Annotated in this window: 23 protein-coding genes, 1 tRNA gene and 1 pseudogene; 4 read left to right on the top strand and 21 right to left on the bottom strand. The window is 68.7% G+C overall.

Features of this window, described 5'->3' with window-relative positions; all coding sequences use genetic code 11:
- Positions 1-87 precede the first annotated feature (87 nt).
- From PZB75_RS10850 to PZB75_RS10860, 3 genes are all read right to left on the bottom strand, one after another.
- Complete coding sequence (locus PZB75_RS10850) at positions 88-273, bottom strand: hypothetical protein (RefSeq protein ID WP_275535091.1); 186 nt, start codon at positions 271-273, stop codon at positions 88-90.
- Between the two features lie 371 nt (positions 274-644).
- Positions 645-1,883 (bottom strand): helix-turn-helix transcriptional regulator, encoded by a 1,239-nt coding sequence (locus PZB75_RS10855; RefSeq protein WP_275535092.1) that lies wholly within the window; start codon positions 1,881-1,883, stop codon positions 645-647.
- A gap of 453 nt (positions 1,884-2,336) precedes the next feature.
- Positions 2,337-2,419 (bottom strand) — tRNA-Leu (locus PZB75_RS10860).
- Positions 2,420-2,897: 478 nt separating this feature from the next.
- Between PZB75_RS10860 and PZB75_RS10865 the strand changes: the two genes are divergently transcribed.
- Together PZB75_RS10865 and PZB75_RS10870 are read left to right on the top strand one after the other, a co-directional pair.
- Positions 2,898-3,668, top strand: coding sequence for an ABC transporter ATP-binding protein (locus tag PZB75_RS10865; RefSeq protein WP_275535093.1), 771 nt, complete (start codon positions 2,898-2,900; stop codon positions 3,666-3,668).
- 275 nt (positions 3,669-3,943) lie between these two features.
- Positions 3,944-6,469, top strand: coding sequence for an ABC transporter permease (locus PZB75_RS10870; RefSeq protein WP_275535094.1), 2,526 nt, complete (start codon positions 3,944-3,946; stop codon positions 6,467-6,469).
- 166 nt (positions 6,470-6,635) lie between these two features.
- Here the strand turns inward: PZB75_RS10870 and PZB75_RS10875 are convergent, their stop codons facing one another.
- The 3 genes from PZB75_RS10875 to PZB75_RS10885 form a co-directional block, all read right to left on the bottom strand.
- A complete protein-coding gene (locus PZB75_RS10875; protein ID WP_275535095.1) occupies positions 6,636-7,940 on the bottom strand; it encodes a cyclopropane-fatty-acyl-phospholipid synthase family protein in 1,305 nt (434 codons plus the stop codon).
- A 320-nt stretch (positions 7,941-8,260) separates the two neighbouring features.
- Complete coding sequence (locus tag PZB75_RS10880; protein ID WP_275535096.1) at positions 8,261-9,652, bottom strand: NAD(P)/FAD-dependent oxidoreductase; 1,392 nt, start codon at positions 9,650-9,652, stop codon at positions 8,261-8,263.
- A gap of 808 nt (positions 9,653-10,460) precedes the next feature.
- Positions 10,461-11,654: an MFS transporter gene (locus PZB75_RS10885; protein WP_275535097.1), complete on the bottom strand. Its 1,194-nt coding sequence runs from the start codon at positions 11,652-11,654 to the stop codon at positions 10,461-10,463.
- A 247-nt stretch (positions 11,655-11,901) separates the two neighbouring features.
- On the opposite strand from PZB75_RS10885, the gene PZB75_RS10890 reads away from it, so the two are divergent.
- Positions 11,902-12,705 (top strand): helix-turn-helix transcriptional regulator, encoded by an 804-nt coding sequence (locus PZB75_RS10890; protein WP_275535098.1) that lies wholly within the window; start codon positions 11,902-11,904, stop codon positions 12,703-12,705.
- 82 nt (positions 12,706-12,787) lie between these two features.
- On the opposite strand, the gene PZB75_RS10895 is transcribed toward PZB75_RS10890, so the two are convergent.
- The 11 genes and pseudogenes from PZB75_RS10895 to PZB75_RS10945 all read right to left on the bottom strand — a co-directional run bounded on the left by PZB75_RS10895 (position 12,788) and on the right by PZB75_RS10945 (position 21,401).
- On the bottom strand, positions 12,788-13,897 hold the full coding sequence (locus tag PZB75_RS10895; RefSeq protein ID WP_275535099.1) for a zinc-binding dehydrogenase: 1,110 nt from the start codon (positions 13,895-13,897) through the stop codon (positions 12,788-12,790).
- Positions 13,894-14,706 carry a phytanoyl-CoA dioxygenase family protein gene (locus PZB75_RS10900; protein WP_275535100.1) on the bottom strand — a complete coding sequence of 271 codons (813 nt, stop codon included), beginning with the start codon at positions 14,704-14,706 and terminating at the stop codon, positions 13,894-13,896. The genes PZB75_RS10895 and PZB75_RS10900 overlap by 4 nt, the downstream gene beginning before the upstream one ends.
- A 51-nt stretch (positions 14,707-14,757) precedes the next feature.
- The gene (locus PZB75_RS10905; RefSeq protein WP_275535101.1) at positions 14,758-14,997 is read right to left on the bottom strand and encodes an SDR family oxidoreductase; all 240 of its coding nucleotides are present in this window, start codon (positions 14,995-14,997) and stop codon (positions 14,758-14,760) included.
- Positions 14,921-15,490 (bottom strand): annotated as a pseudogene (locus PZB75_RS10910) (SDR family oxidoreductase); the annotation flags it as partial. The gene PZB75_RS10905 and the pseudogene PZB75_RS10910, both read right to left, overlap by 77 nt.
- Before the next feature lie 26 nt (positions 15,491-15,516).
- A complete protein-coding gene (panD, locus tag PZB75_RS10915) occupies positions 15,517-15,933 on the bottom strand; it encodes an aspartate 1-decarboxylase (RefSeq protein WP_275535102.1) in 417 nt (138 codons plus the stop codon).
- A 43-nt stretch (positions 15,934-15,976) separates the two neighbouring features.
- Positions 15,977-16,495, bottom strand: coding sequence for a flavin reductase family protein (locus PZB75_RS10920; RefSeq protein ID WP_275535103.1), 519 nt, complete (start codon positions 16,493-16,495; stop codon positions 15,977-15,979).
- On the bottom strand, positions 16,489-17,679 hold the full coding sequence (locus PZB75_RS10925) for an acyl-CoA dehydrogenase family protein (protein WP_275535104.1): 1,191 nt from the start codon (positions 17,677-17,679) through the stop codon (positions 16,489-16,491). Before PZB75_RS10925 ends, PZB75_RS10920 begins: the two co-directional genes overlap by 7 nt.
- Positions 17,680-17,693: 14 nt before the next feature.
- The gene (locus PZB75_RS10930) at positions 17,694-18,851 is read right to left on the bottom strand and encodes an acyl-CoA dehydrogenase (RefSeq protein ID WP_275535105.1); all 1,158 of its coding nucleotides are present in this window, start codon (positions 18,849-18,851) and stop codon (positions 17,694-17,696) included.
- A complete protein-coding gene (locus PZB75_RS10935) occupies positions 18,848-19,111 on the bottom strand; it encodes an acyl carrier protein (RefSeq protein ID WP_275535106.1) in 264 nt (87 codons plus the stop codon). Before PZB75_RS10935 ends, PZB75_RS10930 begins: the two co-directional genes overlap by 4 nt.
- Positions 19,108-20,679, bottom strand: a complete 1,572-nt coding sequence (locus PZB75_RS10940) for an amino acid adenylation domain-containing protein (protein ID WP_275535107.1) — start codon at positions 20,677-20,679, stop codon at positions 19,108-19,110. The genes PZB75_RS10935 and PZB75_RS10940 overlap by 4 nt, the downstream gene beginning before the upstream one ends.
- Complete coding sequence (locus PZB75_RS10945) at positions 20,676-21,401, bottom strand: alpha/beta hydrolase (protein ID WP_275535108.1); 726 nt, start codon at positions 21,399-21,401, stop codon at positions 20,676-20,678. The genes PZB75_RS10940 and PZB75_RS10945 overlap by 4 nt, the downstream gene beginning before the upstream one ends.
- A 677-nt stretch (positions 21,402-22,078) precedes the next feature.
- On the opposite strand from PZB75_RS10945, the gene PZB75_RS10950 reads away from it, so the two are divergent.
- Positions 22,079-22,927, top strand: coding sequence for a LysR family transcriptional regulator (locus tag PZB75_RS10950; protein ID WP_275535109.1), 849 nt, complete (start codon positions 22,079-22,081; stop codon positions 22,925-22,927).
- A 528-nt stretch (positions 22,928-23,455) separates the two neighbouring features.
- On the opposite strand, the gene PZB75_RS10955 is transcribed toward PZB75_RS10950, so the two are convergent.
- The 4 genes from PZB75_RS10955 to eno all read right to left on the bottom strand — a co-directional run bounded on the left by PZB75_RS10955 (position 23,456) and on the right by eno (position 26,967).
- On the bottom strand, positions 23,456-24,412 hold the full coding sequence (locus PZB75_RS10955; protein ID WP_275535110.1) for a Ppx/GppA phosphatase family protein: 957 nt from the start codon (positions 24,410-24,412) through the stop codon (positions 23,456-23,458).
- Complete coding sequence (locus PZB75_RS10960; RefSeq protein WP_275535111.1) at positions 24,409-24,942, bottom strand: DUF501 domain-containing protein; 534 nt, start codon at positions 24,940-24,942, stop codon at positions 24,409-24,411. The genes PZB75_RS10955 and PZB75_RS10960 overlap by 4 nt, the downstream gene beginning before the upstream one ends.
- 97 nt (positions 24,943-25,039) lie before the next feature.
- Positions 25,040-25,510, bottom strand: coding sequence for a septum formation initiator family protein (locus tag PZB75_RS10965; RefSeq protein ID WP_275535112.1), 471 nt, complete (start codon positions 25,508-25,510; stop codon positions 25,040-25,042).
- Between the two features lie 170 nt (positions 25,511-25,680).
- On the bottom strand, positions 25,681-26,967 hold the full coding sequence (gene eno, locus PZB75_RS10970) for a phosphopyruvate hydratase (protein WP_275535113.1): 1,287 nt from the start codon (positions 26,965-26,967) through the stop codon (positions 25,681-25,683).
- Between the last annotated feature and the right edge of the window lie 17 nt (positions 26,968-26,984).

Below are 26,984 nucleotides of genomic sequence, written 5' to 3' on the forward strand. Positions count from 1 at the left end.
CAGGCCGATCGGTAGCTCGGCAGCGAGCGGGAGTTCATCGCGTACCGGCTCACGTACGGGCCGCGACGGTCCGCAGCGTGGTTCGCGTCAGCCTGCTTGCGTGAGGCCGGCCGGAACATCGGGCGTTGTGCCGATGCACGCGGCAAAGGCATGGCGCTGCAGCAGCCACGTCACGATGCCCTCGTAGGTGGTGTCCCATGCGGAGGTGACGATTCCGTCGGCCTGACCCGAGTCGATCAGCTCGGCGACGCGCGGCCAGAGCGGCCACGTCATGGCGGGGCGTTCCGGGCGGTGCCGTGTCGACGAGTTCCGCGACGACCGCCCAGTCTCGCGCTTCAGCGAATATGCGGTGCGAAGCCAGAGGCTGTCCGGCCCGGACCACCGGTCGGCAGTCGTACAGCACGACGCGGACACTGGAGATGCGTGCGGGCAATCCCTCACGGTGACCGCCGCTTGCCGCCTCGGCCAGGACTGCGCGGCGAGTCCGTTGCTGGGGGGTCTGGTTCATGCAAGAAGCTTGCTTCTGAAGAACGTTGACATGAAGAAGCGCCCCGTACGACTTCCCCGATCCGCCAGGCAGGGAGTCGTACAGGGCGTAGCAGTGGTAAGTGACTACGCGTCAGGATCGGTACGTGTCGTACGAGTCATAGCGCGGTCTTCGCGGTCGCGGGCATGAAGCTGCCCGTCCCGGCCGGGACTGCGCCGATCAGCTTCGACACCCGGCGCAGCCGTGCCGTGCTGGCCACTCCCACCTTCTGGACGATCACGGAGGGCAGCGCCTGATGACGCGCCCACTCGGGAGCAGCGAGCAGGGCTTCCTCCAGGGTATCCAGCGAAGCATCGAACATCTTCGCGTCGGCCTGCGCCATGGCCTTGTCCATCGCGTACCGGTTCCGGGCTGCTCCGGAGAGCGCCGACACATCCTTGATCGAGTCGATGAGCGTCAGCGCCTTTCCGGTCTGCCCAAGTGCGACGTTCACACCGACCGCCTGCGTCGTCGCTGACAGCGGCCCGAAGACGGTCCCGTGGGCGCGATGCTCGGACCCCATACGGGCGCCTGTCGCCTGGGACTGCGACAGGTAATCGGCCGCCCGTTCCTTGTCTCCCATTCGCGAGGCGACGACGGCCGCGAAGTTCACGTGGCTGCCGTACGCCACCAACTGGTCCACGGTCGCCTTCGAGAACCGGGGCTCGACGTCCACGGCCGACTTCTCCGCCAGGGCGAGCGCTTCATCCAGCCGCGCGTCCCGCAAATAGATCCAGGACCGGCCTGACGCCACCAGGGCTGCCCGCATGTCGTCCGCCGCCCGGTCCGCTGCCTGCTGCGCATGGCCGATCGCCGCGTACGCCAGGTCGCGGGACCCCATGAGGTTCGCTACGTACGCGGCGAGACGGTAGGCGTCAGCGACGAAGCCCCACGCCTGGGACTGCGCGTCAGCAGGTTGCGCGTGCGCGTGGGCACCGGCTTCGGCGAGGAGCAGCGCCGTGACCGCGCCGGCCTCCACGTAGTCGCCCTTCCAGTAGAGGTCCCAGCATCGGTTCGTGGTCCGCCGAAGCTCGGCTGCGCTGTGCGCGTTGATGCCTGCGGGGAGCAGCCCGACAGCCGAGTCATGGACGGCACAGGACAGGTCACGCATCGTGATGCGGTCCCCGTGCTCCATGGCCCGGCGCGGTCCCTGCTGCCCGAGGATGACGGAGGTGTCCACGCGTAGCGCGGCGGCGATTTTCATAAGTGTCGGCAGAGTGAGTCGCTTGTCCTGCTCCGCCCCCCGAACCGTGGGGAGGGACAATTCGGTCATTTCCGCAAGATCCGACTGCCGGATTGCCTTCCCCCGCAAGATCTTGATGCGCTCGCCGGTCGTGTACTCACTCCAACGTGGCATGCCTGTCTCCATTTCTGGCGTCCACCAGGAACGGTACCCCCGCCGCCCGGACCAGTACTGGCGCAGGACCTTGCGAACTTCTGTCGTGTGGCCATTTGGGATGTCACGCTCACGATCGGCCCCGAAGCCACTGCGGCCAGACGGTGGTGCCCCGCGCCCGGAGTGTCGTAGATCGGGGCTCCTGCTACGGGACTGCCGGTGGCGGCTCGGGGGCGGGCCAACCGCCCCGCGCTCATCGGACTCGGGCCACAGTCTGGCGAGCCGCTGGTTCGCGCGAGGGCGACGGCATCAAGCGACGAGCCACGGCATCCGTGAAGACCTTCGCCGGGGCTCGTCGCCGAACCGCTCGCCCTCCGGGTCACGTCACCGGATCGGCCCGGGGCACCGCTGCACCTGGTGGCTCGCGGTCTCCCCGTCCTCGCTCTTCCGCCTCGAAGCCGCCACCAAGAAAAGTGCCCGGAGCCGGACTCGAACCGGCACGCCCCCGAGGGGCAGCGAGGTTTAAGCTCGCCGTGTCTACGTTCCACCATCCGGGCGTCGCGCGCGGCTCCGCGTTGGCACATGACCCTATCGGGGGGCGTCCCTCGATCAGCCGTACAGCCACCCGAGGTTGTCTTATTTTATTGACCGTTTGAGGGTCCGTCAGACACTCGGAAACGACATCGGCACATGCCTGGTGGGGTACCGGTGCTCACAGAGCGGCAATCAGGATTGACGGAAAGTCGCCTGCCGTATCGGGAGGATTCGCCCTCACGGTGCGCCGGTCACTCTCACGGGTGATGGGCCGGACCGGGCCGGGTCGCCTCAGGGGTGCCGTCATACCAGAGGAGGACGAACGGTCCCGGCCGTGCGACTCGAGAGGGCCACGGGAACGGGCACCGCGACTGACGACTCGCGGCCGGTGAGCGGTGACGATGGAGGAGTCCCCGTCGAAGCCGATCGAAGGCCGCCGACGCTGCTCGGAAGCAGCCGGAGCGGACCGCGGTCGTCGGTCCCGAAACAGGAGTGTTCCCCGTGACGACCACCTACACCGCCCGCCGCACCACCGCGGTCGCCGCACGCGCCACGGACCTGTCCAAGGTGTACGGGCAGGGCGAGACCCGCGTCACGGCCCTGGACCAGGTCACCGTGGACTTCCCGCAGGGCGAGTTCACCGCGATCATGGGCCCGTCCGGCTCCGGCAAGTCGACCCTCATGCACTGTGTGGCCGGGCTCGACAGCTTCAGCAGCGGCTCGGTGCGGATCGGTGAGACGGAGCTGGGCACGCTCAAGGACAAGCAGCTGACCCAGCTGCGCCGGGACAAGATCGGCTTCATCTTCCAGGCGTTCAACCTGCTGCCGACGCTGACGGCGCTGGAGAACATCACGCTTCCCATGGACATCGCCGGCCGCAAGCCCGACGCGGACTGGCTGCGCCAGGTCATCGAGATGGTCGGCCTGGCCGACCGGCTGAAGCACCGCCCGACCGAGCTGTCCGGCGGTCAGCAGCAGCGCGTGGCCGTGGCCCGCGCCCTGGCCTCCCAGCCCGAGATCATCTTCGGCGACGAGCCCACCGGTAACCTCGACTCGCGTTCCGGCGCCGAGGTCCTGGGCTTTCTGCGCAATTCCGTACGCGAACTGGGCCAGACCGTCGTCATGGTGACCCACGATCCGATGGCCGCCTCCTACGCGGACCGGGTCGTCTTCCTCGCGGACGGCCGGGTCGTGGACCAGATGATGCACCCCACCGCGGACGGCGTCCTGGACCGGATGAAGGCGTTCGACGCCAAGGGCCGTACGAGCTGAACGGCCCGCAGCTCCGCGGAGCCCCACGCCGGTCGCCCCACCCGGACGTTCCCCGGCCCCACGCCACCCCGCCCAGGGACGTTCCCGCGTCTCCGCGTTCCCGCCCGCGGCCCCGGCCTCCCGGCCCGTGAACTCCCTTTCGTCCCGGCCCCCGGCACCCTGCCCGTGAACGCCCTCTCCTCCCGGCCCCCGGCCCTCCCCGGCCCCCTCCCTCCTCTCCCCCTTCTCCCCCTCCCGTTTCCGGCCCGTCGGAACCCATCCCAGGACTGACAGACATGTTCCGTACCGCCCTGCGCAATGTGCTCGCGCACAAGGCCAGGCTGCTGATGACCGTGCTCGCCGTGATGCTCGGTGTGGCCTTCGTCTCCGGCACCCTCGTCTTCACCGACACGCTCGGCAACGCCTTCCGCAACCAGTCGGCCAAGAGCTACGACAACATCGCGGTCGGCGTCACCAGCTACGTCGACCGCGACGACCCGAAGTCCGGCATCGACACCCCCACCCTGAAGAAGATCCAGGGCCTGGACGGCGTGGCCGCCGCCACCGGGCGGGTCTCCGGCTTCGCGGGGGTCGCCGACCCCGACGGCAAGCTGATCGGCAACGGCTGGTCCAACACCGGGTCCAACTACTCGCCCGGTGAGAACGGCGCGGACGCCCTGTACACCTTCGTGGACGGTACGGGCCCCGCCTCCGCCGACGCCGTCGCGCTCGACAAGGAGACCGCGAGCAGGGGCAAGTACCGGGTCGGTGATCCGGTACGGGTCGCCACGAACGGTCCGGTGAAGGAGTACACCCTCGCCGGCGTCTTCACCACCGACGACGGCGCGGTCAACGCGGGCGGCAGCCTGGTCCTCTTCGACACCGCCGTCGCCCAGCAACTCTTCCTGCGCCCCGGCTACTTCGAGGACATCGACGTCGCCGCCGCGCCCGGCGCCACCGATCAGCAACTGCTCGCCGCGGTGAAGCCGCTGCTGCCGGAGCACGCGAACGCCAGGACGGGCAAGGCGCTCGCCGACGAGAACGCCGAGTCGATCGAGAGGGAGATGAGCACCATCAACACGGTGCTGCTCGTCTTCGCCGGCATCGCGCTCTTCGTCGGCACCTTCCTCATCGCCAACACGTTCACCATGCTCGTCGCCCAGCGCACCAAGGAGCTGGCCCTCCTGCGGGCGGTCGGCGCCTCCCGGCGCCAGGTCAAGCGCTCGGTGCTGATCGAGGCACTGGTCGTGGGCCTGCTCGCGTCGGTGGTGGGCTTCCTGCTCGGCCTCGGCCTCGCCGTCGGACTGCGCTCCGCGATGGGCGTGTTCGGCGCGAAGATCCCGGCCGGACCGCTGGTGGTCTCGCTCACCGCGGTCGGCGCCGCGCTCGGTGTCGGTGTCCTGATCACCGTGCTCGCCGCCTGGCTGCCCGCCCGCCGGGCCGCGAAGATCCCGCCCATCGCGGCGATGAGCAGCGTGCACTCGGTGGCGACCACCAAATCACTGGTCGTACGGAACTCGATCGGCGGCGTGCTCACGCTGCTCGGCGCGGCGGCGATCGTCGGTGGCGCGGCGGCGGCCGGCAAGGGCGGCCGGACGCTCATCGGCGGCGGGGCCTTCCTGGCCCTGATCGGCATCATCGTGCTGATCCCGCTGTTGTCGCGACCGGTGATCGCGCTGGCCCGCCCGGCGATGCAGCGGCTGTTCGGGGTGTCCGGGAAGCTCGCCGCGCAGAACGCGGTCCGCAATCCACGGCGTACCGGAGCCACCGCGTCCGCCCTGGCGATCGGACTCACCCTGGTCACCGGTCTCTCGGTGCTCGGTGTCACCCTCGGCCAGGCCCTCGACCGGATGACGACGGACAACATCAAGGCCGACTACATGGTCTCGATGGCGGGCGGCGGCACACTGGACCCGTCGGCGCTGACCGCCCTGGAGAAGGCGGACGGGGTGTCGGCGGTCTCGCCGCGCCAGCTCACCTCGCTCTCCCTCGGTGACGACGGGGAGTCCGCCGCGGCGGTGACGCCCGGCGATGTGGAACGGCTCTTCGACCTGCGGACCGTGTCCGGTTCGCTGGCGTCGCTCGGCGAGGGACGGATCGCGGTCGACGAGAAGATCGCGAAGGCCAAGGGGTGGAAGACCGGTGACACCCTTCCGATCACGTTCAGCGACGAGAAGAAGGGCAGCATCACGGTCGGCGCGGTCTTCGAGGAGAACCAGTTCCTCTCGTCGGTCCTGATCTCCACCGCCACCGTCGCCCCGCACACGCCCCACCCGGACGTCCCCGAAGTGTGGGTGAAGACGGACGGCGGCGCGTCCGAGGCGAACGAGCAGGCGCTGGTCGACGCGCTGGGCGACAACCCGGCGATGAGCATCATGGACCGGCAGGACCTCCGGAACATGTTCGGCGGCGTCATCAGCACGGTCCTGAACATCATGTACGGACTGCTGGCGATGGCCCTGATCATCGCGGTGCTCGGAGTCGTCAACACGCTGGCGATGTCGGTCTTCGAGCGTCAGCAGGAGATCGGGATGCTGCGGGCGATCGGCCTGGACCGCGGCAAGGTCAAGCGCATGATCCGGCTGGAGGCCGTGGTGATCTCGCTCTTCGGCGCGGTGATCGGGATCGGCCTCGGTGCCTTCCTGGGCTGGGCGATCGGCCAGTCCATCAGGTCCGAGATCCCGGGTTACGCACTGGTCCTGCCGTGGGGCCGGATCGCGCTCTTCCTGGTGCTCGCCGGTGTGGTGGGGGTGCTGGCCTCGCTGTGGCCGGCCCGCAACGCCGCGAAGCTGAACATGCTGACCGCGATCAAGACGGAGTGACGAGCGGTACGGGACAGCTCGCGGGGAGGGCCGGCAGTCGCGTTCGTCGCGGCTGCCGGCCCTCCCCGCGCCCCGGGGTCTCCGCCGGATCACCGGATCACCGGATCACCGGATCATCCGGATCGCCGAGGTCCCCCGGATCACCCGGATCGCCGAGGCCCCCGGATCAGCCGGTGCCGGACGCCGTCCAGTCGCGTGCGCGCAGTGGCATCCGGGAGGAGCCGCCGTCGGCCGGGCGCACCACGAGGATCTGGTTGACGCCGATCTTGTTGTGCTCGAAGGAGAGCGCGGAGGCGGCCATGTAGAGCCGCCAGACCCTGGCCCGGCCGGGCGAGGTCATCCGTACCGCGCGGTCCCAGTGCCGCTCCAGGTTGGCGACCCAGCGGCGCAGGGTCAGCGCGTAGTGCTCGCGGATCGCCTCGACGTCCCGGGCCTCGAACCCGGCCTCCTCCAGGGTGGCGAGGGTGCGGCCGACCGGGGCGAGTTCACCGTCGGGGAAGACGTACGCGTCGATGAACTCGTCGATCTCGTAGGCCGACTCGTCCTTCTCGGGCCGGCGCGCGATCTGGTGGTTCAGCAGCCTGCCGCCGGGCTTGAGGAGGGCGTAGAGGTCGTCGGCGTACTCCCGGTAGCGGATCGAACCGACGTGCTCGGCCATGCCGATCGACGAGATCGCGTCGTACGGGCCGTCCCGGACGTCACGGTAGTCCTGGACCCGGATCTCGATCCGGTCGGTCAGGCCCTCCTCGGCGATGCGCTTTCGGGCGTACGCGGCCTGTTCGGTGGAGAGGGTCACTCCGGTGACCTGGGCGCCGTACTCACGGGCGGCGTGCATGGCCATGGAGCCCCAGCCGCAGCCGACGTCGAGGAGGCGGTCGCCCTCCTTCAGTGCCAGCTTCCGGCACACCAGGTCGAGCTTGTCGCGCTGGGCGTCCTCCAGGGTGCCGTCCTTCTCCCAGTAGGCGCAGGAGTAGACCATGGACGGGCCGAGGACCAGTTCGTAGAAGTCATTGCCCACGTCGTAGTGGTGGCTGATGGCCTCCTTGTCGCGGCGCTTGGTGTGCAACGCGCCGGTGCGGCGGCGGACCTCCTCGGGAGGTGGCGGGGGCGGCGGCAGGAATCCGCCGAGCTGGACGAGGCCGCGGGCGAAGGCGCGGACCTTCGGGTCGCGTGCCGGATGGATGGATTCGTTCGCGTCGGGACCGCGGTCCCAGAGCAGACCGGCCAGTTGGTCCAGTGCTTCGTAGAGATTGCCCTCGACGTCGATCTCACCGGCCACCCAGGCGCGGGCCAGACCCAGCTCGCCCGGCTTCCAGAGGAGTCTGCGCAGTGCGCGGCGGTGGCGGATGACGAGGACGGGGGCATCAGGCGGTCCGGATTCGCTGCCGTCCCAGGCCCGGACACGGACCGGTAGGGGTTCTCCCAGCAACTCCTCGGCGAGAGCGGTCAGCCGCAACGCGGCATCTGGCATGGCGCACACCTCCGTGGTGGTGTTTCCCAAATAAGCCCAAGCATGACCAAACATGCCTAAAAGCACGCCGCGACGCCCCGGGCGTCTCGGCGAGCCATGTCTCGCTCAACAGTCTCCGGTCCGAACACCATTCCGCCACCGGGCAACAAAACGGCAAAGCCCCCCGGGGAGCGGGGATACGCCGAAGGGGCCGCCCGCACCACGGATGGCGGACGACCCCTTCGGTCGCGTCCTGCTCTACTGCTTCGTACCGCTCTCTACTGCTTCGTGCCGCTCGGCACCGCCTCGTACCGCTCAGCGCGCCGGCGCCGGGAGCGGCGCTAGGAGGCGTTCGCCTTCTCGCCCTCGGACTTGACGGCGGGGGCGGCCGGGGCCGGGGCGGGCTTGGCGGCCTCGTAGAACTCCTCACGCGGAGTCTCCATGGCGCCGAGCGAGACGACCTCGCGCTTGAGGAACATCCCCAGGGTCCAGTCGGCGAAGATCCGGATCTTGCGGTTCCAGGTCGGCATCGCCATCCCGTGGTAGCCACGGTGCATGTACCAGGCGAGGCGGCCCTTCACCTTGATCTTCATCTTGCCGACGACGATCATCGCGACGCCCTTGTGCAGACCGAGACCCGCGACCGCGCCCTTGTTGGCGTGGCTGTAGTCCGCCTGCGGGAAGCCGCGCATCCCGGAGATGACGTTGTCACCGAGGACCTTCGCCTGACGCAGCGCGTGCTGGGCGTTGGGCGGGCACCAGGCGTTCGGGTTGCCGGCCTTGCGGCCGACGAGGTCCGGCACCTGGGCGTTGTCGCCCGCGGCCCAGATGTAGTCGGTGCCCTGCACCTGGAGCTTCTCGGAGGTGTCGACGTGACCACGGGGGCCGAGCGGCAGGCCGAAGCGGGCCAGCACCGGGTTCGGCTTCACACCGGCGGTCCACACGATGGTGTTGGAGTCGACCTCCAGGCCGTTCTTCAGCACCACGTGACCGTCGACGCAGGAGTCCATGGACGTGGAGAGGTAGATCTCCACACCGCGGCCCTCAAGGTGCTCCTTGCCGTACGCGCCCAGCTTCGGGCCGACCTCGGGAAGGATCTTGTCGGCGGCGTCGACGAGGATGAAGCGCATGTCCTCGCGCTTCACGTTCGTGTAGTACTTCGCCGCGTCGCGGGCCATGTCCTCGACCTCACCGATGGTCTCCGCACCGGCGAAACCGCCGCCCACGAAGACGAAGGTGAGGGCCTTGCGCCGGATGTCCTCGTCGGTCGTCGAGTCGGCCTTGTCCAGCTGCTCAAGGACGTGGTTGCGCAGGCCGATCGACTCCTCGATGCCCTTCATACCGATGCCCTGCTCGGCGAGGCCGGGGATCGGGAAGGTACGGGAGACGGCGCCCATCGCGATGACCAGGTAGTCGAAGGGCAGCTCGTAGGCCTCGCCGACGAGCGGCGCGACCGTGGCGACCTTGCGGTCCTGATCGATGGTGGTGACCCGACCGGTCAGAACCTCCGCCTTCGGCAGCACGCGTCGCAACGGGACGACGACATGCCGCGGGGAGATGCTGCCGGCGGCGGCTTCGGGGAGGAAGGGCTGGTAGGTCATGTACGAGCGCGGGTCGACGACCGTGACGGTCGCCTCTCCGTACCGCATCTTCTTCAGAATGCGACGAGCTGCGTACAGGCCTACGTACCCACCGCCTACTACGAGGATCCTGGGACGCTCCGTGGTGCTCATGGCATCGAGTATCCACCCCCCTCGGGGGGGTACCTCGTGAGCCCCTTCACAAGGTTTGACCCACCCTCTGCTACACTGCGCCGCCCTCGTGATGGAGATCATGAACCCGGAGGGAACCAGAGGCGGGTGGCGAACGTTTCCCACACCCTGTGAGCTGGGGTTCGATCCAACTCGCCGCCTGAACCACACCCTGGCGCCACGCCTCCGCAACGCCCCCGAAACCTGACTCGACACCCTCCGAAGCCTCCGACGGACGGCCCGGAGGGCACCTTCCGCGCGGAAGCCCGCCCGGGAGGGGCCATTTCCTTGTGAAGAACTTCACGAAGTTGTTCGCGGCACCCCGCCGAGGCCCGCGCCGAACCCGCCGAATACAAGCTCAACAGTGCGCGGAAACCTTCGCATGAGCGTGCGCAGGCGGCTGCCGCCTGACACTTCCATGGCATGCGCCCTCCCCGGCCCCCGGAACCCCAATGGGCCCGGCCCTCACTCGCTCACCGGGGACGGGCCCATCGCAGGGACGGACGGGACGACGGACAACGGTCGCCCCGCCCTACAGCGCCCCGCTCCGCAGAGCACCGACCAGACGGCCGACCGGCCCGTAACCGAGCACCAACGCCACCTCAACGCAGCGGCCCACCGCCGCGTCGGCGAGTGCTTCGCCGCCCTGGCCTTCGCCCCGGCGGCCCGTTCGCCGTGGAACCCGCCTGAGACATCCGCTGCCCGCCCCGGTCCGGGCCCGCCGGACCGGGGCGGGGCTGGACCGGACCTGGTTGCGACACGCGTCATCGCCTGGGTCCGGCGGCCGGCCTCAGCGGCGGCTGTAGCGGGCGCGGCCCACTGCGGCGGCGAGGGTCAGTGGGACGGTCAGGATCGCGGCCGTCAGAAACAGGCTCTGGTAGGCGTGGTGTTCGGCGGGTACAGCGGCGAGTGTGCTGGCCAGCGCGCTGCCGACGTAGAGGGCGAGGCCGAACATGGCGACGCCGGTGGCGCGGGCCGTCGGTGACAGGACGGTGGCCCAGGACTGGATCGTGGAGTGCATGAACGACCAGCCGCCACCCAGCAGCAGGGCGGTCACCACCAGTGCCGGGACCGTCCGGCTGGCTGCGGCGAGTCCGAAGGCCGCCGCCATCTGGACTCCGCCGGTCACGATGAGCCGCGCCGGTGACCACCGGCCGACCAGGCGCTTGACCGATTGGGCCGCTGCCATGGAGCCGACGCCGTAGAGCGCGGAAACCGCGCCCGCCAGTGCGGCCGAGGCGCCCTGTGCCTCAAGGGCAGGCGCGACGTAGGTCAGGAAACCCAGCAGGACCGCTCCCTCCAGCATGGCGACGGCCATCACGTACCACTGCCATCGAGAGCGCAGCACCACGCGGATCGGGGTGAGCAGAGAACCTGCCGGTTCACGCGGGGGCTCCGGCAACCTGCGCAGGGCGACGGCCAGGTACACGGCCAGCACCCCGGGGAGTGCGAACACCAACCGCCAGCTGACGTAGTGCGCCAGCGCCCCCGCGACAACAGTGGCCACTGCTGTGCCCAGGGCGAAAGCGGTCATCAGTTGGCTGAGCGGCCGCTGCCGCACCGCAGCGGGGACGGTGTCACCGATGTAGGTGATGGATGCCGCGATGGACGCGGCGAAGAAGGCGCCCGCGGCAGCGCGGGCCACGATCAGCACCGTCGCATCGGGTGCGAGCACCGAGCACAGGGAGGCGACGGCCGCCCCGGTCAGTGAGACCCGCATGACCCCCACCCGGCCGATCCGGTCGCTGGCCAGGCCCCAGACAGGTTGCATCAGTCCGTAGCACAGGAAGTAGCCGCTGGCCGCGAGCATCACGGTCGGCAGGGAGACGCCCAGTTGGGTGCCGATGAGCAGAAGCATGGGTGTGATGCAGAAGCGGTCGAAGTTGCTGACGAAGCCCGCGGTGCGCAGCAATCGCAAGGAGGTGACAGGAAGTCCATCGGACTGTGCGGAGGTGCCGGCGGTCGCGGGAGCAGTGGCGTCCACGAGGTGCTCCTTTCTCTGGTAAGTCGGCCCTCTTGGATCTTTTACGGGTCTTCCGGGGTCCGGTATCTCCAGCTCACCATCACTGCGGCCCGGGGCCTGCCCTCAGCCGATTACCCTTTCTCACACCTTGCCGGGCGCTCCGCAGAGTTCCGGCCGGGAAGAAAAGGAAGGACACACGGGAGGAGCCGCCGGGATGCACGGTGTGGGGCCTGGAGGGGCGCGGGCGGGCGCCGTCCCGGTGAATGCCGTGGAGAACGGACCGGGCCGGGAACTGGGTGCCTTCCTTCGCTCCCGGCGCGAACGCCTGACCCCGGGTGAGGTGGGGCTGCCCGGCTCGCCGAGGCGCCGTACACCGGGTCTGCGACGCGGTGAGGTCGCCGAGTTGGCCGGGATCAGCAGCTCCTGGTACGCGTGGCTGGAGCAGGGCCGGGTCCGTACGACGGAACAGGTACTGCGGTCGGTGGCGCGTGCCCTTCTGCTGGACGAGGACGAGACCGAGCACGTCCTGTCGTTCGTGGAACGCGCCGTGCCGGCCGCGTCCGCCCCGCGTTGGGTGTCCCGGAACCTGTTGTCGCTGGTCGAGGCACTTGCGCCGAACCCCGCGGTGGTTCTGGACCCGCACTGGGACCTACTGGCCTGGAACATCGGTTACGCGGCGCTGTTGACCGACCCGGCGCGGCTGACACCCAAGGAGCGCAATCTGCTGTGGCTGGTGTTCCGCTGGCCGCCTGCCCGTAGCCTGCTGGCCGAGTGGGAGCCTGAAGCCAGAAGCCTGCTGGGGCAGTTCCGCGCGAGGGCAGCCCGCCATCCGGAGGACGGACGGTACGCGGAGATCACCGCGGAGCTGCTGGCCGACCGGGACGCGGCCCGCTGGTACGGCGCCCGGGAAACCGCGGGGTTCCACCCCGCCGTGCGGCGTTTCAGGCATCCCGTGGCCGGGGACCTGCGGTTGCGGTACGTCAAACTCGCCGCGGTCGACGAGCCGGGACACCACCTCCTGGCCTATCTCCCCGACGATCCGCGGACCGAGTCGGCGGTGAGCGCTCTCTGAGGACGGGACGGCGGACAGGAGCGGACGGGGCGGCGGACGGTCTGACGGCGCCGGGCCCACTGCCCGGCGCCGGTCCCTCAACTCAGTTGGTCAGGACTGCCTTCAGTACCGAGCCAGAGGCGACCGCCGTCAGGGCGTCGGCATGCTTGTCCAGGGGAAAAGCTGTCACCAGGCTCGCAAGGCCGAAGCGCGCGAGGAGCGCCGGCAATAGCCGTACGTACTCCACCAGGTGGGCCCCCGTGAACGCCCAGGAGCCAATGACGTCCAGTTGCCGGTGGACTATCTGGTGCGGGTTGACGAGGGTGTCCCCCGCGTCGGTGTACTGGCCGATTATCAGATAGCTGCCGCCGCGCCGGGCCAGGGTGAGGCCTTGCCCCACGGCCGCCGGAACCCCGGCGCACTCGATCACCAGGTCCGCTCCGCCACCACCGGTGGCCGCCCGCACCTCGCGCAGGACTTCTTCGGGGTCGGAGGCGCCGACGATGTCCAGGTGCGCGTCGCCGATACCGGCTGCGGCGGCCTGAGCCAGCCGCCCGGCAGGGCCGCCGACGACAATAACCTTGGTGGCCCCCGCCAGTTGGGCGAAGGCAGCGGCTGCCAGGCCTACCGGACCGCTGCCCTGCACCACCACGACCTCACCGAGCCGTACGGGTCGGCGCTCGTACAGCGCGTGGGCCACCGTGGGCCCGGCGCAGGCCAGGGACATGGCTGCGAGCGGGTCGATGTCGCTGGCGATCTTCACCACGGCGGTGCCGCGTTGCAACTCGATGTGGTCGGCCCAGGAGCCGGACAGTTCCGGGCCGTCGGCGAGCGAACGGTTGACGCCGTAGGTACGCCGGTTCTCGCACAGGGTCGGTTCACGATGCAGTCGGCAGGGCGGGCAGACACCGCAGGCGATGGAGGAGGCCCACATCACCGCGTCGCCGACGGCCAACGGCGCGCCGGTGGCGTCATGGTGGTTTCCGGCTCCCAACTCTGCGATGACACCCAGTCCTTCGTGACCCAGGACCAGTGGTAGGGGAATGTCCAGGTGGCCCTGACCCAGATGAAGATCAGTGCCGCAGATCCCGCCATAGCCGCACTTCACGATCATCCCGCCGTCAGGGGCCGGCGGAAGGGTGAACGTCCGTAGCCGCGGCGGCTCTCCGAAACGTTCCAGGACGACGGCGCGGCCGGTCTCGGGCGTAGTCATACCGTCACCGCCGCCAGGGTCTCGGAGAAAGGCGCGGGCAGTGCGCGCAGCGGCTCGGTGTTCCGGCACACAACATAGTCGGGGCGGGCTTCGCCAGCCGGCCGCGGCAGGTTCGTGACGTCGTTGTAAGTCGCGATCAAAAGCCTGCGCGTGAACGGCGACATGTTCGGCGCCGAGCCGTGCACGATCTCCGGCGAGAAGAACACCACGGAGCCGGCCGATCCCTTGGGACTTGTCATACCGTGGCGGTCGACGCATTCGGCGAGCTGCTGGGGGCCCAGGGAGATGTCGTCGGGATCGAGATGTTGTTCGGACCTGGCAGCGTCCGCACGTCCCTCACGGACGAGCCCGCCGCCATGTGAGCCGGGAAGGAAGATAACCGGCCCGTTGAACTCGGTGACCTCATCGAGAAAGACGGCGACGTTGACCTGCCTGGGTGCGGGCAGTCCGTCGGCGAGGCGCCAGGCGAGGTAGTCCTGGTGCCAAGCCCACTTGTCGCCGCCGAAGGCCGCCTTGGCATTGATCTTGAACTGGTAGATGTATACGTCATCACTGAGCAGTTGCTGTACGGGCTGGAGAATGCGCGGGTCACGGGTGAGCCCCGCGCACTCCGGTTGCCGCTGGTGCGAGGAGTAGACCGCGCGGACCTCTGCCCCGTCCCCCTCCGTCACGACCTGTGGTCCGGGGACCTTGCTGTCACGTGCGAAGGCGAGCCGCAGTGCCTCCACTTCTTGCTGGTTCAACAGGGATTCCAGCAACAGGAACCCATGGGAGCGGTAGGCGTCGACTTGTGACTGATTCAGTCGCATGCTTGTGCATCTCCTGAGAATGAGGGGTCATCTGGTGTGCAACGAGGACCATCAGCCCATGAAATGGCCGCCATCGACAACGATTTGCTGGCCGGTGATGTAGCCGCTGCGTACGGAGACGAGGAATTCGAGAGTGTCGGTGATGTCCTCGACCGAACCCAGCCGCTGCCCGGGAATGGCCGCGACGACGGCTGCCCACCGTTCGGGCGTGTCAAGCCGGTAGCGTTCGACGACCTCTTGGGTGTCGGTGAATCCCGGGAGGAGGGCGTTGACCCTGATGTACGGGGCCATTCCAGGGCCATGCATTTCGTGAGCTGGAGCAGACCCGCCCTGCTCGCGCAGTAGTTGGCACCGTCCGGCCGTGGCCGGATGGCTGTGGTGGACGAGACGTTGACTATGCTGCCGCCTCCTGCCGAGACCATCGTGGGGGTCAGGGCGCGGCTGAGGTGGAACGGGCCGAGAGGTTGGTGGCCAGGACCATGTCCCAATCTTCGGTGGTCATGGCCAAGAAAGGCCGGTCGCGGTTGACGCCAGCGTTGTTGACGAGGACGGTCGGTGCGTCGTGTTCAGCGCTGATGCGGGCACACACAGAGCGGATCTCCTCTGGACAAGCAAGGTCGCAGCGCATCGCCTCGATCCGCCCGTCACCGGCCTGTACGGTCTGCTGTGCGGCGCGGTCGTCGTCGCGGTAGAGGGCAATCATCTGGTGCCCGAGTGCGGCGAGCCGCAGACTCAGTGCCTGCCCAATGCCACGGGTGCCGCCGCTGACCACGGACGTCGTCATAGTGGCTCAATTCACCTAGAAGCGGATCAGTTGGCGGCCAGATCGCCACGCAGCAGGTTGGAGCCTTCAGGCACCGCGGCCGGGTCACCGCCGACCTCGGCGACGGCGTTGTGCTCATCGACGAAGACGACCCTGGGGACGAAGGAGGTGGACTGTTCGTCCTTCATGGCGGCGTAGGCAATGACGATGACCCGGTCGCCGGGGCTGATCAGCCGGGCGGCTGCGCCGTTGATGCCGATCACCCCGGAGCCGGCCTGCCCCTCGATGACGTAGGTGGACAGCCGGGAACCGTTCTCGATGTCGACGATGTCAACCTTTTCGCCGGGTAGCAGGTCGGCGGCCGTCATCAACTCGGAGTCGACAGTCAGCGAGCCGACATAGTGCAAGTCGGCCTGGGTGACGGTGGCCCGGTGGATCTTAGACTTCATCATGGTGCGGTACACGGTGTTCCTCGCATCGGATTGTCGGGGGCAGCGGATGTGGTGATCAGGACGGCCAGGTTGCGTAGCGGCGCTTGACGTAAAGCAGGGGCGCGTCGGCGTCGGCCGGGCCAGGCAGGTGGGTGTGCAGCACCTCGCCGATGACAACGGTGTGGTCACCGGCTGACGCCAGCTGGGTGACGCGGCATTCCGCGATGGCGTGCGCATCCTGCGGCAGGACCGGCAGGCCGGTGGCGGGGGCCGGCTCCCAGGGGACTGTGGTGAAGCGCTCTGCCACCGGTCCGGCGAAGGCCTCGGCGGCGCGGCGTCCGGCACTGTGCAGGAAATTGACGGCGAACGCCCCTCGTGCGGTGATCACCGGCAGGGTGCTGCCGGAGTTCGAGGCACACACCAGGAGCTGCGGCGGGCGGAGGGAGACCGAGCACAGGGCAGTGCAGGTGAAACCGTGTGGTGTTCCTTGATCGTCGCTGGTGGTGATGACGGTGACGCCGCTGGGGTGGGAGCCCATTAGAGCCCGGAAGACGTCCCGGTCGGCCGTTGTCTCGTCCGCGGTCAGGATCACCACGAGAAGGCCCGGGCGTCGTAGAGATTGACACCGACGGCGGCCTTGCCGAGGTACTCCAGGCACTCGTGGGGCTTGGCTGGCATCACATGGGCGAACGCCACCTCGCGGGTGAGGCGTTCAAGCGGGTGGCTGCGGCTCACGGCTGCCGAGCCGCAAAGACGCACGGCATCCTGGGCCAGCTCTTGACCGACCTCGCCGACGACGAATTTGGCCGCGTGCACCGCGGCATTCGCCTCCAGGCTGCCGCGTTCGGCGTCGACCAGGTCGCCAGCCTCGTGGACCAGCGCGCGGGCCGCCCGCAGCCGGGCCGACATCCGTCCCAGTTCCTGCTGGAGCACCGGTGACGCTGCGCGGACGGGGACGGCGGTGACGTGGTCGACGACCTGTTGGAAGAGGGCTTCCGCGATACCCAAGTAGGCACCGGTGTAGCCAGCGATCATCCAATGCGGTTCGCGTACGACCTTGAACAGGGACATGCCCTCAACACCGAGGTAGAGGCGTGAGCGGGGCACTGCCACCGCGTCAAGGGACATGGCGGCGGTGCTGGTGCCGTACATCGCCGACATGCTGTGCACGGTGCCGAAGGTGACGCCTGGGTCGTCGGAGGCGACGACAAAGTGCGAGATATCCCCGGTGTCCTCGGTGCCGTCGTCGGCCGCGGCCGCGACGACGTAGTAGTCGGCCGCGCCGACGAGCGACACGAAGGACTTCCTGCCGGTGAGCAGATAGCTCTCGCCGTCGTCGGAGAGTCGGTAGCGGGTGCCCATGCCGCGGAGTTTGGCGCCGCGGCCGGTTTCTGAGGTGGCAGAGGCGAAGAGCTTGCGGCCGTGCACGACCTCATCCAGCATCCAGGTGCGAAACCGTTCAGCCGCTGGCGGCAGGCGGGTGCCCACCGTGTCCGCGAGCGCGCCGATCACTACGTTGTGCATGTTGAAGCCGAGGGTCGCGGCGCCGTTACGGGCACCGAGTTCGGCCAGCACCCGCCAGTAGTCGCCGAAGCCCAGACCCGCGCCGCCGACGTCCCGCGGGGCGAGCAGCGCCAGAAGGCCAGAATTGCGCAGAATATCGTAGGTCTCATGTCCGTTGGAGTGGCCGGCGTCCACGTCGGCGGCAAGCGGGGCAAGGGCCGCTCCGGTCTCGGCCGCGAGTTTGAGGATGTCGCCCAGGTGTGTCGGCAGCGTCATTGGTGTCCTCCGGGTCAGTTCTCGACGGCTAGGCCGAGTTGGCGGGCGATACCTACGCGCAGCAGGTCGTTGGGGCCGGCGTAGGTGAGGGCCGCCATGGGGCCAGCGAGGTCGGCCATCAGTTCGGAGCCGGTGAGGAAGGCCCGTACACCTGACAGGGCGGTGGCGTGCTCGGTGAGGCGTACGAAGTCTTCGGAGACGGAAATCTTGGTGAGGGCGGCCGCGGCAGCCAGTTGTCGGGCCGGTATGCCGGTGTCGAGCCGGGCGGCCATGGCATACAGCTGGACGCGTGAGCGGTGCAGTCCCAGCGCCATGTCGCTGAGACGGCCGGCGACTTGGTGGCTGGCGCCCATACGGCGTCCGAAGTGCTCCCGGCCGCATGCCCAGTCGATCGTGCGCGTCAAGGTGCGGTGCATGGGGCCGAGGGCGTACCCCAGGATGACCGAGCGTTCCCATGCGGTGGTGGAGGCCATCACGGCTAGACCGGAGCCTTCCTCTCCGATCAGCGCGTCGGCCGGCAGCCGGACGTCGTCGAAGAGCAGTTCGCCCATCGGAACGGTGGGGAGTGCGGTCTTGGTGAAGGTCTCGCCTCTCCGTACCCCGGGTAGGTCCAGAGGGAAGAGGAACGCGGACAGGGCGAACGGGGAACGCCCCTCGGCGGTGCGGGCGAAGACAATGGCGTGGTCAGCGATCGGTGCGGCGGTGATGAAAGTCTTGGCGCCGTCGAGCACGAAGCCGTCGCCCTCACGCCGTGCCCGTGTCGCCATGGACAGCGGATCACTTCCACCTCCGCGCTCTGTCAACGCGTGGCAGAGCAGCGCCCTGCCGTCCTCAACGCCGTTGAGGACGCCCCGGGCGTCCGAAGCAAGCGCTGCGCGGAGCGGGAACTGCATGCCGAAAATCTGGGAGGCCAGGGCGTAGCAGATACCGGGGTCGACTCCGGCGAGTCCAATACCTTCGATCATGGCGAGGGAACGTGTGACCGGGCCGGGGCCTTCGGTACCGGGGTCTGCGAGCCGGAGGACGCCGAGGTCGGCCATGGTCTGCCACTGCACCACGAAATCCTTGTCCGCGACCTGTTCCCAAACGGGCGCAGCCAGGTCGCGGTAGTAGCCGACGAACTGCTCGGTGTGTGGGTCCCCGGTGCGCGGCAGACCGGTGACGGCGCTCATTCGCGGCCCTTAGCGGTGAGGTTCCCGAGAGTCGCCCAGAGGGCCCCGGGAGTACGGAAGTTGGCGGCGACGATCTCGGTCTCGGGCAGTGAAACACCGGCTTCCTTGTCCAGGGCCGCGACGATCTCCATGATGGCCAGTGAGTCGATCAGGCCCATTTCCAGGAGCGGGGTGTCCGCGTCCAGCGACTGCGACTCTTCGCCGCGGCTCCAGGTGATACGGCTGCTGATGAGGGCGCAGAGGTCTTCGACGCTGTTCATGTACGGCTCTCCTCAAGGGGTGCTGGTCCATCGAAGGTGGCGCTGCTCAAGGCTCGGCGGTCGACTTTCCCGCTGGTGGTGGTGGGCAGGGTGGTGAGAGGGACGACCCGATCGGGGAGCATCCGCTGAGGGAGAATGTCCCGAAGGCCGGACAGGACCTGTCGTTCCGTTGCGTTGGTCCGGGCGTAGACCCAGATCTGGCCGGCGTACTCGGCCTCCTTGGCGACCACGGCCGCGGTGGCGACCCCGGGCAGTTCAAGGACAGCGTTTTCGATGTCCAGCAGGTCGATGCGGTGTCCGCGCCGCTTGACCTGGGAATCGCGTCGGCCGCGCAGGAAGACCCTGCCGTCTGCGGTGATCCGCCCGATGTCGCCGCTGGCGTAGGCGCGGCGGGTGACGCCGTCCCGGAAAGTGACGCTGACGGTGGGGTCACTCAGTTCACCGCCGCGCAGATAGCCTTGGAACACGCTGGGTCCAGCGATGTGGATCTCGCCTTCCCCGTCGGTAGGCCGACCGTCGTCGTCAAGTACGTCGAGGTGGACGCCGCCGATGCCGCGGCCGATGGTCAGTTCCTGCTCGGCGGTCCAGTCGGCGGGCACGCGGTAGTAGGTGCAGGCATTGGTCTCGGTGGGTCCGTAAAGGTTGTAGAAGGGCACGCCGTTCATGAGGCGCAGATACCGTTCCAGTATCGGCGGGGCGAAAGCCTCTCCGCCGAAGGCGGCTATTCGTAGGTCAGTCGGCGGGGTTTCACCGAGGCCGCCCTGCTCAAGCATGTTGTGGTAGAGGGACGGCACGGCCACGAAAGCAGTGACCCGCTGCTCGCTCAGCCAGCTGACCACGTCGCGCGGGAAGGCGCGCAACAGATCGGGCATAAGGACAGTACAGGCACCGGCGGCAGCCGCGCTGAACAGGTCGAAGGTGGTCAGGTCAAAGGTGAGAGCGGCCTGGGAGCCGATCCGGTCGTCGGGTGTGAGGCCGAATTCCGCCGCGGCCCACCAAGCGTAGTGAGCAACGTTCTCGTGTGAGAGCAGGACGCCCTTCGGCCAGCCGGTGCTTCCGGAGGTGAAGAGGATGTAGCCGCCGCGGTCGGTGGGTGTCGGCAGGGGCGCGGGTCGCTGATCAGTGGTGAGGATGCGAAGCCAGTTCAGGCCGTGACCCAAGGCGCCTTCCTCGGCCGGGGTGCCGCCGCGGATGTTGGCGGCGGCCCGGCGGCCGGCGGCCAGAGAGCGGTCGGTGGTCAGCAGGAAGGACAACCCGGCGTTATGCACCATACGGGCGGTTCGCTCCGGCGGATCAGTGATGTCGAGTGGTGCGGTCACCGCGCCGGCTCGTAGCGCCCCGTAAAGGGCGATGACCGCAGCCGGGGATTTGGCCGCATAGACGCCGACCCGATCGCCCGGTGCGACGCCGATGGCGGCCAGACGTGCGGCCAGCGCATCGACGGCGCGATCCAGCCGGGCGTAGGTCCAGATCTCGCCGCATCCTTCCAGAGCGGGGCGGTTGGGGTGGCGATGGGCAGAACGGGCCAGCAGCGCGTCGAGGTGCGTCGTCGTGGTGGCGTCGGTCATCGGGCTGCCTCGGCGCGATGCGCGACGAGGAAGTCACGGGTGGTCTCGATGACGAGGTCGGGGCAGAAGAGGTACGGGTAGTGGTCACACGCTTCGGGGACGAGACGCTGAACGGGGCCGCGCACCGATCGCTGTACGGAGTCGATCTGGTCGAGCGAGCCGTATTCGTCCGCATCGCCCTGAATCAGCAGGACCGGCGCCGTGACATCGAGATCGTTCTCGATGGACCAGTCGCGGAATCTGCGCGAAAGCCACACCTCGCTCCAGCGGTCGAAGACCGCGCGGGGGTGGTTGTGCACGAGGGCCATCTTCTTGGCGAGCGGCCCGGCTTCGTAGGAAGCCCGTGCGGCCTCGATGCCCAGGCGGTTCTGCTCTTCGAAGTACATGTGGGGCCCCATGCCGACGACGGCTTCCACCGGGAACGCGGATGCGTACAACAGGGCCATGGAGGCGCCATCGCTGTGTCCGACCAGCACCGGTCGGCGTATGCCCAGTGTGCCGAGGATCTCGGGCAGTACCTCCTGAGCATGCACATGCATATAGCGGGCGGTGAGCGGCTGTGGAGCGGGACCCGAACCGCCGTTGCCGTGCCGGGAGTAGACAAGGGCGCGCCGTCCGGTGGCGGCGGCGAGCTGGGCGGGAAAGCGTCCCCATGCGGCGACGCAGCCGAGGCCGCCGTGCAGAAAGACCAGGGGAGCCAGGTCCGGGTCACCATGTTTCATGACGTATTCGATGGGACCATTGCAAGTATCAACGATCGGCACGTCAAGATCCTTTCCGGCCTTTTGGGCACCAGAATGGGCATTCGAACAACAGGGAATAATGTTGACCGATGAACTTTCATACGCGCGGAGCGATGCGCCCATTACCGAAATCGTCACCGCAGGGCAAGGGGTAGCCCATTCCGACATACACAGCCTTTGGAGCCCGGTTCCGAAAAATCGACACAGAAAAACGGACCGGGGAAGAGCACACCGAAGGTGCCACACAGAACGGAAGCGCGCGGGAGACCAGCGGGGTTCAGGCGACCGGGGCTGAAAAGGTTACGCATCAGGTGCCAGGACCATGCTTTCCGAGGCCCGCACCCGTGGTCCTGCGCCCACAGACCGCCGGGGCCTGACTGCACATCGCCCCGTCGCCGCACGGGCCCGGCCGTGCGGCGACAGCCGAATTCTTTTACCTTCTCTTTGGTAGATTTTTCACTCTGCCAGTAAAGGCGCGTGCATCAAAAATCCTGCATACTGTCCCCCAATGCATGACCCGGCACCTGAAGCACTTGGGCTGCGGACCCGCTGCACGTTTTTTGACGGTCGCGATGTCCGTTCGGCAACACCTGAAGACTAGACAGCACGCCGGGGTTGGAGAAATGATTTTATTGAAGCACCTATACGCTGAAAGAATGAACATCGACCTGCGACACCTACGCTGTTTTCTGGCAGTCGCCGAGGATGGCGGCTTCACCGCCGCCGGCCGACGGCTGCATCTGGCCCAGCCGACCCTGACCCGCAACATCCGGACATTGGAAGCGGAGCTGGGCGTCCGACTCTTCGAACGCACCACCCGCAGGACCGAGTTAACCGAAAAGGGAGGCATGATGCGTGACGCCGTCGCGCCGTTGCTTCAACAGCTCGACTCGGTCCTGACGAATCTGCGTGAAGGGGAGAAACTGCGCATCGGGTTCAGCTGGGGATTGCCCGATGGATTGTCCCGACTGGCTGCCCGGTTCGCGGAGGAGGCTGGCATCGAAGTCGAGTTCGTCCGGTGCGACACCCGTCTGGCCGGACTCGACACAGGCGTCGTTGACTTGGGGCTTCTGCGGTGCAAGACGCTTCCCAAAGGACTGCGTGGTGTGTTTCTTCATGAGGAGCCGCGGATAGCGGCCGTCCCCGCGAACTGGCAGTTGGCCGAACGCCCGCACCTGGAGTGGGCGGAGCTGGCGGACTGGCCCCTGGTCATCAACACCGTCAGCGGGACCACCTTTCCCGACATGTGGCAGGACGGCGCACAGCCGGTGGTCGGTGCCGAATGCCGCAACTTCGACGAGTGGCTGGAGAAGGTGGCCGCCGGCCTGGGTGTAGGCACGGCCCCGGTCTCCGCTGCCCGGCGCTACCTCCACCCCGGTGTCCACCTCGTCCCGCTGGTCGGCGCCCCTACCGTGCGCGCCCATCTTGCCCACCCCTCACAGGGCGCACATCCGCAGGCCGTACGCTTCGCCGACCGAGCCTGGCGCGCAGCGGAACACTGCTGACCGATCGCGTGGCGGATGTACGACATCACGAAACGGCAGCTGTGGACCCCTGGCCTCGCCCCTGCCCAGACTCACAGTCCACCCGCGCCCCTTCGAATGAGGCGTGCTGAACGAGGCTCTTCCCCAGGCGAGTTGAGGCAGTACGTAGTCATCGACGACGTACGCGAGCCTGGTCCGCCCATGACATGCCCGCCGGCAACAGCCGCAGGCGCACTCGGTGGACCTGGACGGCGCGGGAACATCGGGGGCCGGCGGCCGGCGCCCAGCGACCCTATCGGCCTTCTCGCCACCGACCACCGCGCGGCAGCACCGCGCGGTGGTCGGTGGCGCCCCGGAGCAACTTCACAGGGGTGACCTCACATGGGGTGAACACGTCGTCGTTTGGCTGGTCACACGTGGGGCCAGGAGGAGATCCCGCCCCAGCTTCACGTGACCAGGCCCCGGTCCCGCTCCCGCGTCTCCTTGAGCGATCGACCGGCCGCTCCCGCCGACCGGGACCGGACCTACTCGATCAGCCAGGCTGGCGTGTCACCGTTCGATGTCTTCCGCCAGTTTGCAAGCGATCCCGTCCAGGATGTCGTGCTCGCTGACGACCACCTCTCGGGCGCCCGTCCGCTTCATCACCTCCAGGAGGATCAACGCCCCCGAGGTGATCACGTCGACCCGGCCCGGGTGCATCGCGGGGATGGCGGTGCGTTCGGCGTGGGTGGAGGTGAGCAGGCGGCCGGTGATGTCCTGGACCTGTTCGAAGGTGACCCGGGAGTGGTGGATCGCGGCCGGGTCGTACTCCGCCAGGTCCAGCGCGATGGCGGCGACCGTCGTCACCGTCCCGGCCAGGCCGACCAGGGTGGCCGTCCCGGTGAGCGGGACGGTCTCCTCCGCGAGGTCCAGGGCGGCTTCGACGTCCGCGCGGATCGCGGTGACCTGGCCGAGCGTCGGCGGGTCCGAGACCGTGCCCTCGTGGACCAGGTGGCGCTCCGTCATCCGTACGCAGCCGATGTCCACGGACCGGGCCGCCGTCACCCGGTCGTCGCCGACCACGAACTCCGTGGAGCCGCCGCCGATGTCCACCACCAGGTACGGCTTCGCCAGGTCGTCGCGGCCGGTCAGCTCCTTGGTGGCGCCGATGAAGGAGAACTCCGCCTCCTGGTCACCGCTGATCACCTCGGGCTCGACGCCCAGGATGTCCACGACGCCCCGGACGAACTCGTCCCGGTTCTCCGCGTCGCGCGAGGCGGAGGTGGCGACGAAACGAATCCTCTCCGCGCCGTGCTCCTTGATCACCTCGGCGTACTCACGGCAGGCGGCGAAGGTCCGCTCCAGCGCCTCCGGTGCGAGCCGGCCGGTGCGGTCCACGCCCTGTCCGAGACGGACGATGTGCATCCGGCGGTCCAGGTCGGTCAGTTCCCCGGTCGCCGGGTCCGCGTCGGCGACGAGGAGGCGGATCGAGTTCGTACCGCAGTCGATGGCGGCGACCCTGGTCATGCCGACGCCTCCGGCTCGCAGGGGGCCACACAGGGGCCCTTGCGCCACCACTCGGGCAGCATCGCGACGGCCTCGTCACCCAGCGGGTTCACACCCGGTCCGGCGGCCAGCGAGTGGCCGACCAGGACGTGCAGGCACTTCACCCGGTCCGGCATGCCGCCCGCGCTGGGGAAGCCCTCCAGGACCTCGATGGCGTCGCGGCGGGCGAGGTAGTCCTCGTGGGCCGCGCGGTAGGCGGCGGCCAGCTCGGGGTCCGACCGGAGACGTTCCGTCATCTCCTTCATCACCCCGTTCGCCTCCAGCGTGCCGATCGCGGACGCGGCGCGCGGGCACGTCAGGTAGTACGTCGTGGGGAACGGCGTGCCGTCCTCCAGCCGCGGCGACGTCTCGACCACGTCCGGATTGCCGCAGGGACAGCGGTGCGCGATGGCGCGCAGCCCGCGCGGCGGGCGGCCGAGCTGCTGCCGGAACGCGGCGATGTCCGCGTCGGTGGGCGCGGTGGATTCGGTCTGGGGAGGGGGCGTGTCCATGCCTGCCTTGGATCTGTTCGGAGTGCTCGGGGTCGGTTGATCGGTGCTCGTTGACCGGGTGGGAGAACGTTGATCACCGATCGGGTGAGAAGGGGGGTCAGTCGCGGTCCGCGGAGTCGACGCCGTCCCAGAGGTTCGAGTGCCACGGCCGGTCGTCCGTGTCCGACTCACCGGTGCGCTCCTTGACCGCGTCGGGGTCGATCACCGTGTAACCGGTCTCGCCGGGCAGGACGTAGTGCAGGTGCTCACGGGCCAGCCGCCGCACGTACGCGTTGTCCTGGAGCCGTGCCTTCTCGTCACGCAGCTCCTCGGTGCGCTCGGCCGCCTGCTGCGCCAGCCGCTCCTGGTCGGCGATCTCGTCGCGCTGGGAGACGTACTGCCGCATCGGGTACGCGAGCGCGACCACGAGGGAGCAGACGATCAGCGCGAGGAACGCGGCCCGGCCGGTGAGGCGGGAGCGGCGGTCCTGACGGCGGCTCTGGGACCGGTAGACGCGGGCGGCGGTCTGCTCGCCGAGCAGTCGCAGCCGGGTCGCGGTGGAGAACCGGTCCCGGTCCTTCGCGGCCATGTCACACGCCTCCCCGTTACGCACATCCGTCCCCGCACACGGTACGGGACCGAGTGCGGGGACGGACGGAGGCATGGACCTTCGGCGGCCACCGGGTGGTGCGCCGGGCGCGCGCGGAGCGGTGCGCGAAGCGACCGCACGGCGGTTGCCGAGGCGTCCGGGGGAAGCTGTCAGCCCTCGGAGCGGAACCTCGGGAAGGCCGAGCGGCCCGCGTACACCGCGGCGTCGTCGAGGATCTCCTCGATGCGCAGCAGCTGGTTGTACTTGGCGACGCGCTCGGAGCGGGCCGGGGCGCCGGTCTTGATCTGGCCGCAGTTGGTGGCGACGGCGAGGTCGGCGATGGTGACGTCCTCGGTCTCACCGGAGCGGTGCGACATCATGCACTTGAAGCCGTTGCGCTGGGCCAGCTCGACGGCGTCCAGGGTCTCGGTCAGCGAACCGATCTGGTTGACCTTCACGAGCAGGGCGTTCGCGGAGTTCTCCTCGATGCCGCGGGACAGGCGCTCCGGATTGGTGACGAAGAGGTCGTCGCCGACGATCTGGATCTTGCTGCCCAGCTTCTCGGTGAGGACGTTCCAGCCGGCCCAGTCGTCCTCGAACAGCGGGTCCTCGATGGAGACCAGCGGGTACGCGGCGACGAGCTCCTCGTAGTACTCGGTCATCTCGGCGGCCGAGCGGGACTTGCCCTCGAACTCGTACGAGCCGTCCTTGTAGAACTCGGAGGCGGCGACGTCGAGGGCGAGCGCGATGTCCTTGCCCGGGGCGTAGCCGGCTTCCTTGATGGCCTCAAGGATGAGGTCGAGGGCGGCGCGGTTGGACTCCAGGTTCGGGGCGAAGCCGCCCTCGTCGCCGAGGCCGGTGGCCAGGCCCTTGCGCTTCAGCACGGACTTCAGCGTGTGGTAGACCTCGGCGCCCCAGCGCAGGGCCTCGGAGAAGGACTCCGCGCCGATCGGGGCGATCATGAACTCCTGGATGTCCACGTTGGAGTCGGCGTGCGACCCACCGTTGAGGATGTTCATCATCGGCACGGGCAGCAGGTGCGCGTTCGGGCCGCCGAGGTAGCGGAAGAGCGGCAGGTCGGACGCCTCGGAGGCGGCGTGGGCCACGGCCAGCGAGACGCCGAGGATGGCGTTGGCGCCGAGCGAGCCCTTGTTCTCGGTGGCGTCCAGGTCGAACATCGCCTGGTCGATCAGCCGCTGCTCGGTGGCGTCGTAACCGACGAGCTCCGGGCCGATCTGCTCGATCACGGCGAGGACGGCCTTCTCGACGCCCTTGCCCTGGTAGCGGTTGGGGTCGCCGTCACGAAGCTCAATGGCCTCGAACGCGCCGGTGGAGGCGCCGGACGGAACGGCAGCACGTCCCGTGCTGCCGTCGTCGAGGCCGACCTCGACCTCGACCGTGGGGTTGCCCCGGGAGTCGAGGATTTCCCTGGCTACGACGACGTCGATGGACGGCACGAGGCATCTCCTTCTGG

Source organism: Streptomyces sp. AM 4-1-1 (genome assembly GCF_029167625.1).
Taxonomy (GTDB): Bacteria; Actinomycetota; Actinomycetes; order Streptomycetales; family Streptomycetaceae; genus Streptomyces.

Bases quoted from the DNA above. Each gene is read 5' to 3' on its own strand.
- PZB75_RS10875 (WP_275535095.1), bottom strand. From the start codon at position 7,940: ATGCCAGATGCCGCGTTGCGGCTGACCGCTCTCGCCGAGGAGTTGCTG.
- PZB75_RS10935 (WP_275535106.1), bottom strand. From the start codon at position 19,111: ATGAACAGCGTCGAAGACCTCTGCGCCCTCATCAGCAGCCGTATCACC.
- PZB75_RS10945 (WP_275535108.1), bottom strand. From the start codon at position 21,401: ATGAAACATGGTGACCCGGACCTGGCTCCCCTGGTCTTTCTGCACGGC.
- PZB75_RS10905 (WP_275535101.1), bottom strand. From the start codon at position 14,997: ATGGCCCCGTACATCAGGGTCAACGCCCTCCTCCCGGGATTCACCGAC.
- PZB75_RS10965 (WP_275535112.1), bottom strand. From the start codon at position 25,510: ATGGCCGCGAAGGACCGGGACCGGTTCTCCACCGCGACCCGGCTGCGA.
- PZB75_RS10855 (WP_275535092.1), bottom strand. From the start codon at position 1,883: ATGCCACGTTGGAGTGAGTACACGACCGGCGAGCGCATCAAGATCTTG.
- PZB75_RS10950 (WP_275535109.1), top strand. From the start codon at position 22,079: ATGAACATCGACCTGCGACACCTACGCTGTTTTCTGGCAGTCGCCGAG.
- PZB75_RS10925 (WP_275535104.1), bottom strand. From the start codon at position 17,679: ATGACGCTGCCGACACACCTGGGCGACATCCTCAAACTCGCGGCCGAG.
- PZB75_RS10850 (WP_275535091.1), bottom strand. From the start codon at position 273: ATGACGTGGCCGCTCTGGCCGCGCGTCGCCGAGCTGATCGACTCGGGT.
- PZB75_RS10870 (WP_275535094.1), top strand. From the start codon at position 3,944: ATGTTCCGTACCGCCCTGCGCAATGTGCTCGCGCACAAGGCCAGGCTG.
- PZB75_RS10895 (WP_275535099.1), bottom strand. From the start codon at position 13,897: ATGACTACGCCCGAGACCGGCCGCGCCGTCGTCCTGGAACGTTTCGGA.
- PZB75_RS10940 (WP_275535107.1), bottom strand. From the start codon at position 20,679: ATGACCGACGCCACCACGACGACGCACCTCGACGCGCTGCTGGCCCGT.
- PZB75_RS10960 (WP_275535111.1), bottom strand. From the start codon at position 24,942: ATGGACACGCCCCCTCCCCAGACCGAATCCACCGCGCCCACCGACGCG.
- PZB75_RS10900 (WP_275535100.1), bottom strand. From the start codon at position 14,706: ATGCGACTGAATCAGTCACAAGTCGACGCCTACCGCTCCCATGGGTTC.
- PZB75_RS10955 (WP_275535110.1), bottom strand. From the start codon at position 24,412: ATGACCAGGGTCGCCGCCATCGACTGCGGTACGAACTCGATCCGCCTC.
- PZB75_RS10880 (WP_275535096.1), bottom strand. From the start codon at position 9,652: ATGAGCACCACGGAGCGTCCCAGGATCCTCGTAGTAGGCGGTGGGTAC.
- PZB75_RS10930 (WP_275535105.1), bottom strand. From the start codon at position 18,851: ATGAGCGCCGTCACCGGTCTGCCGCGCACCGGGGACCCACACACCGAG.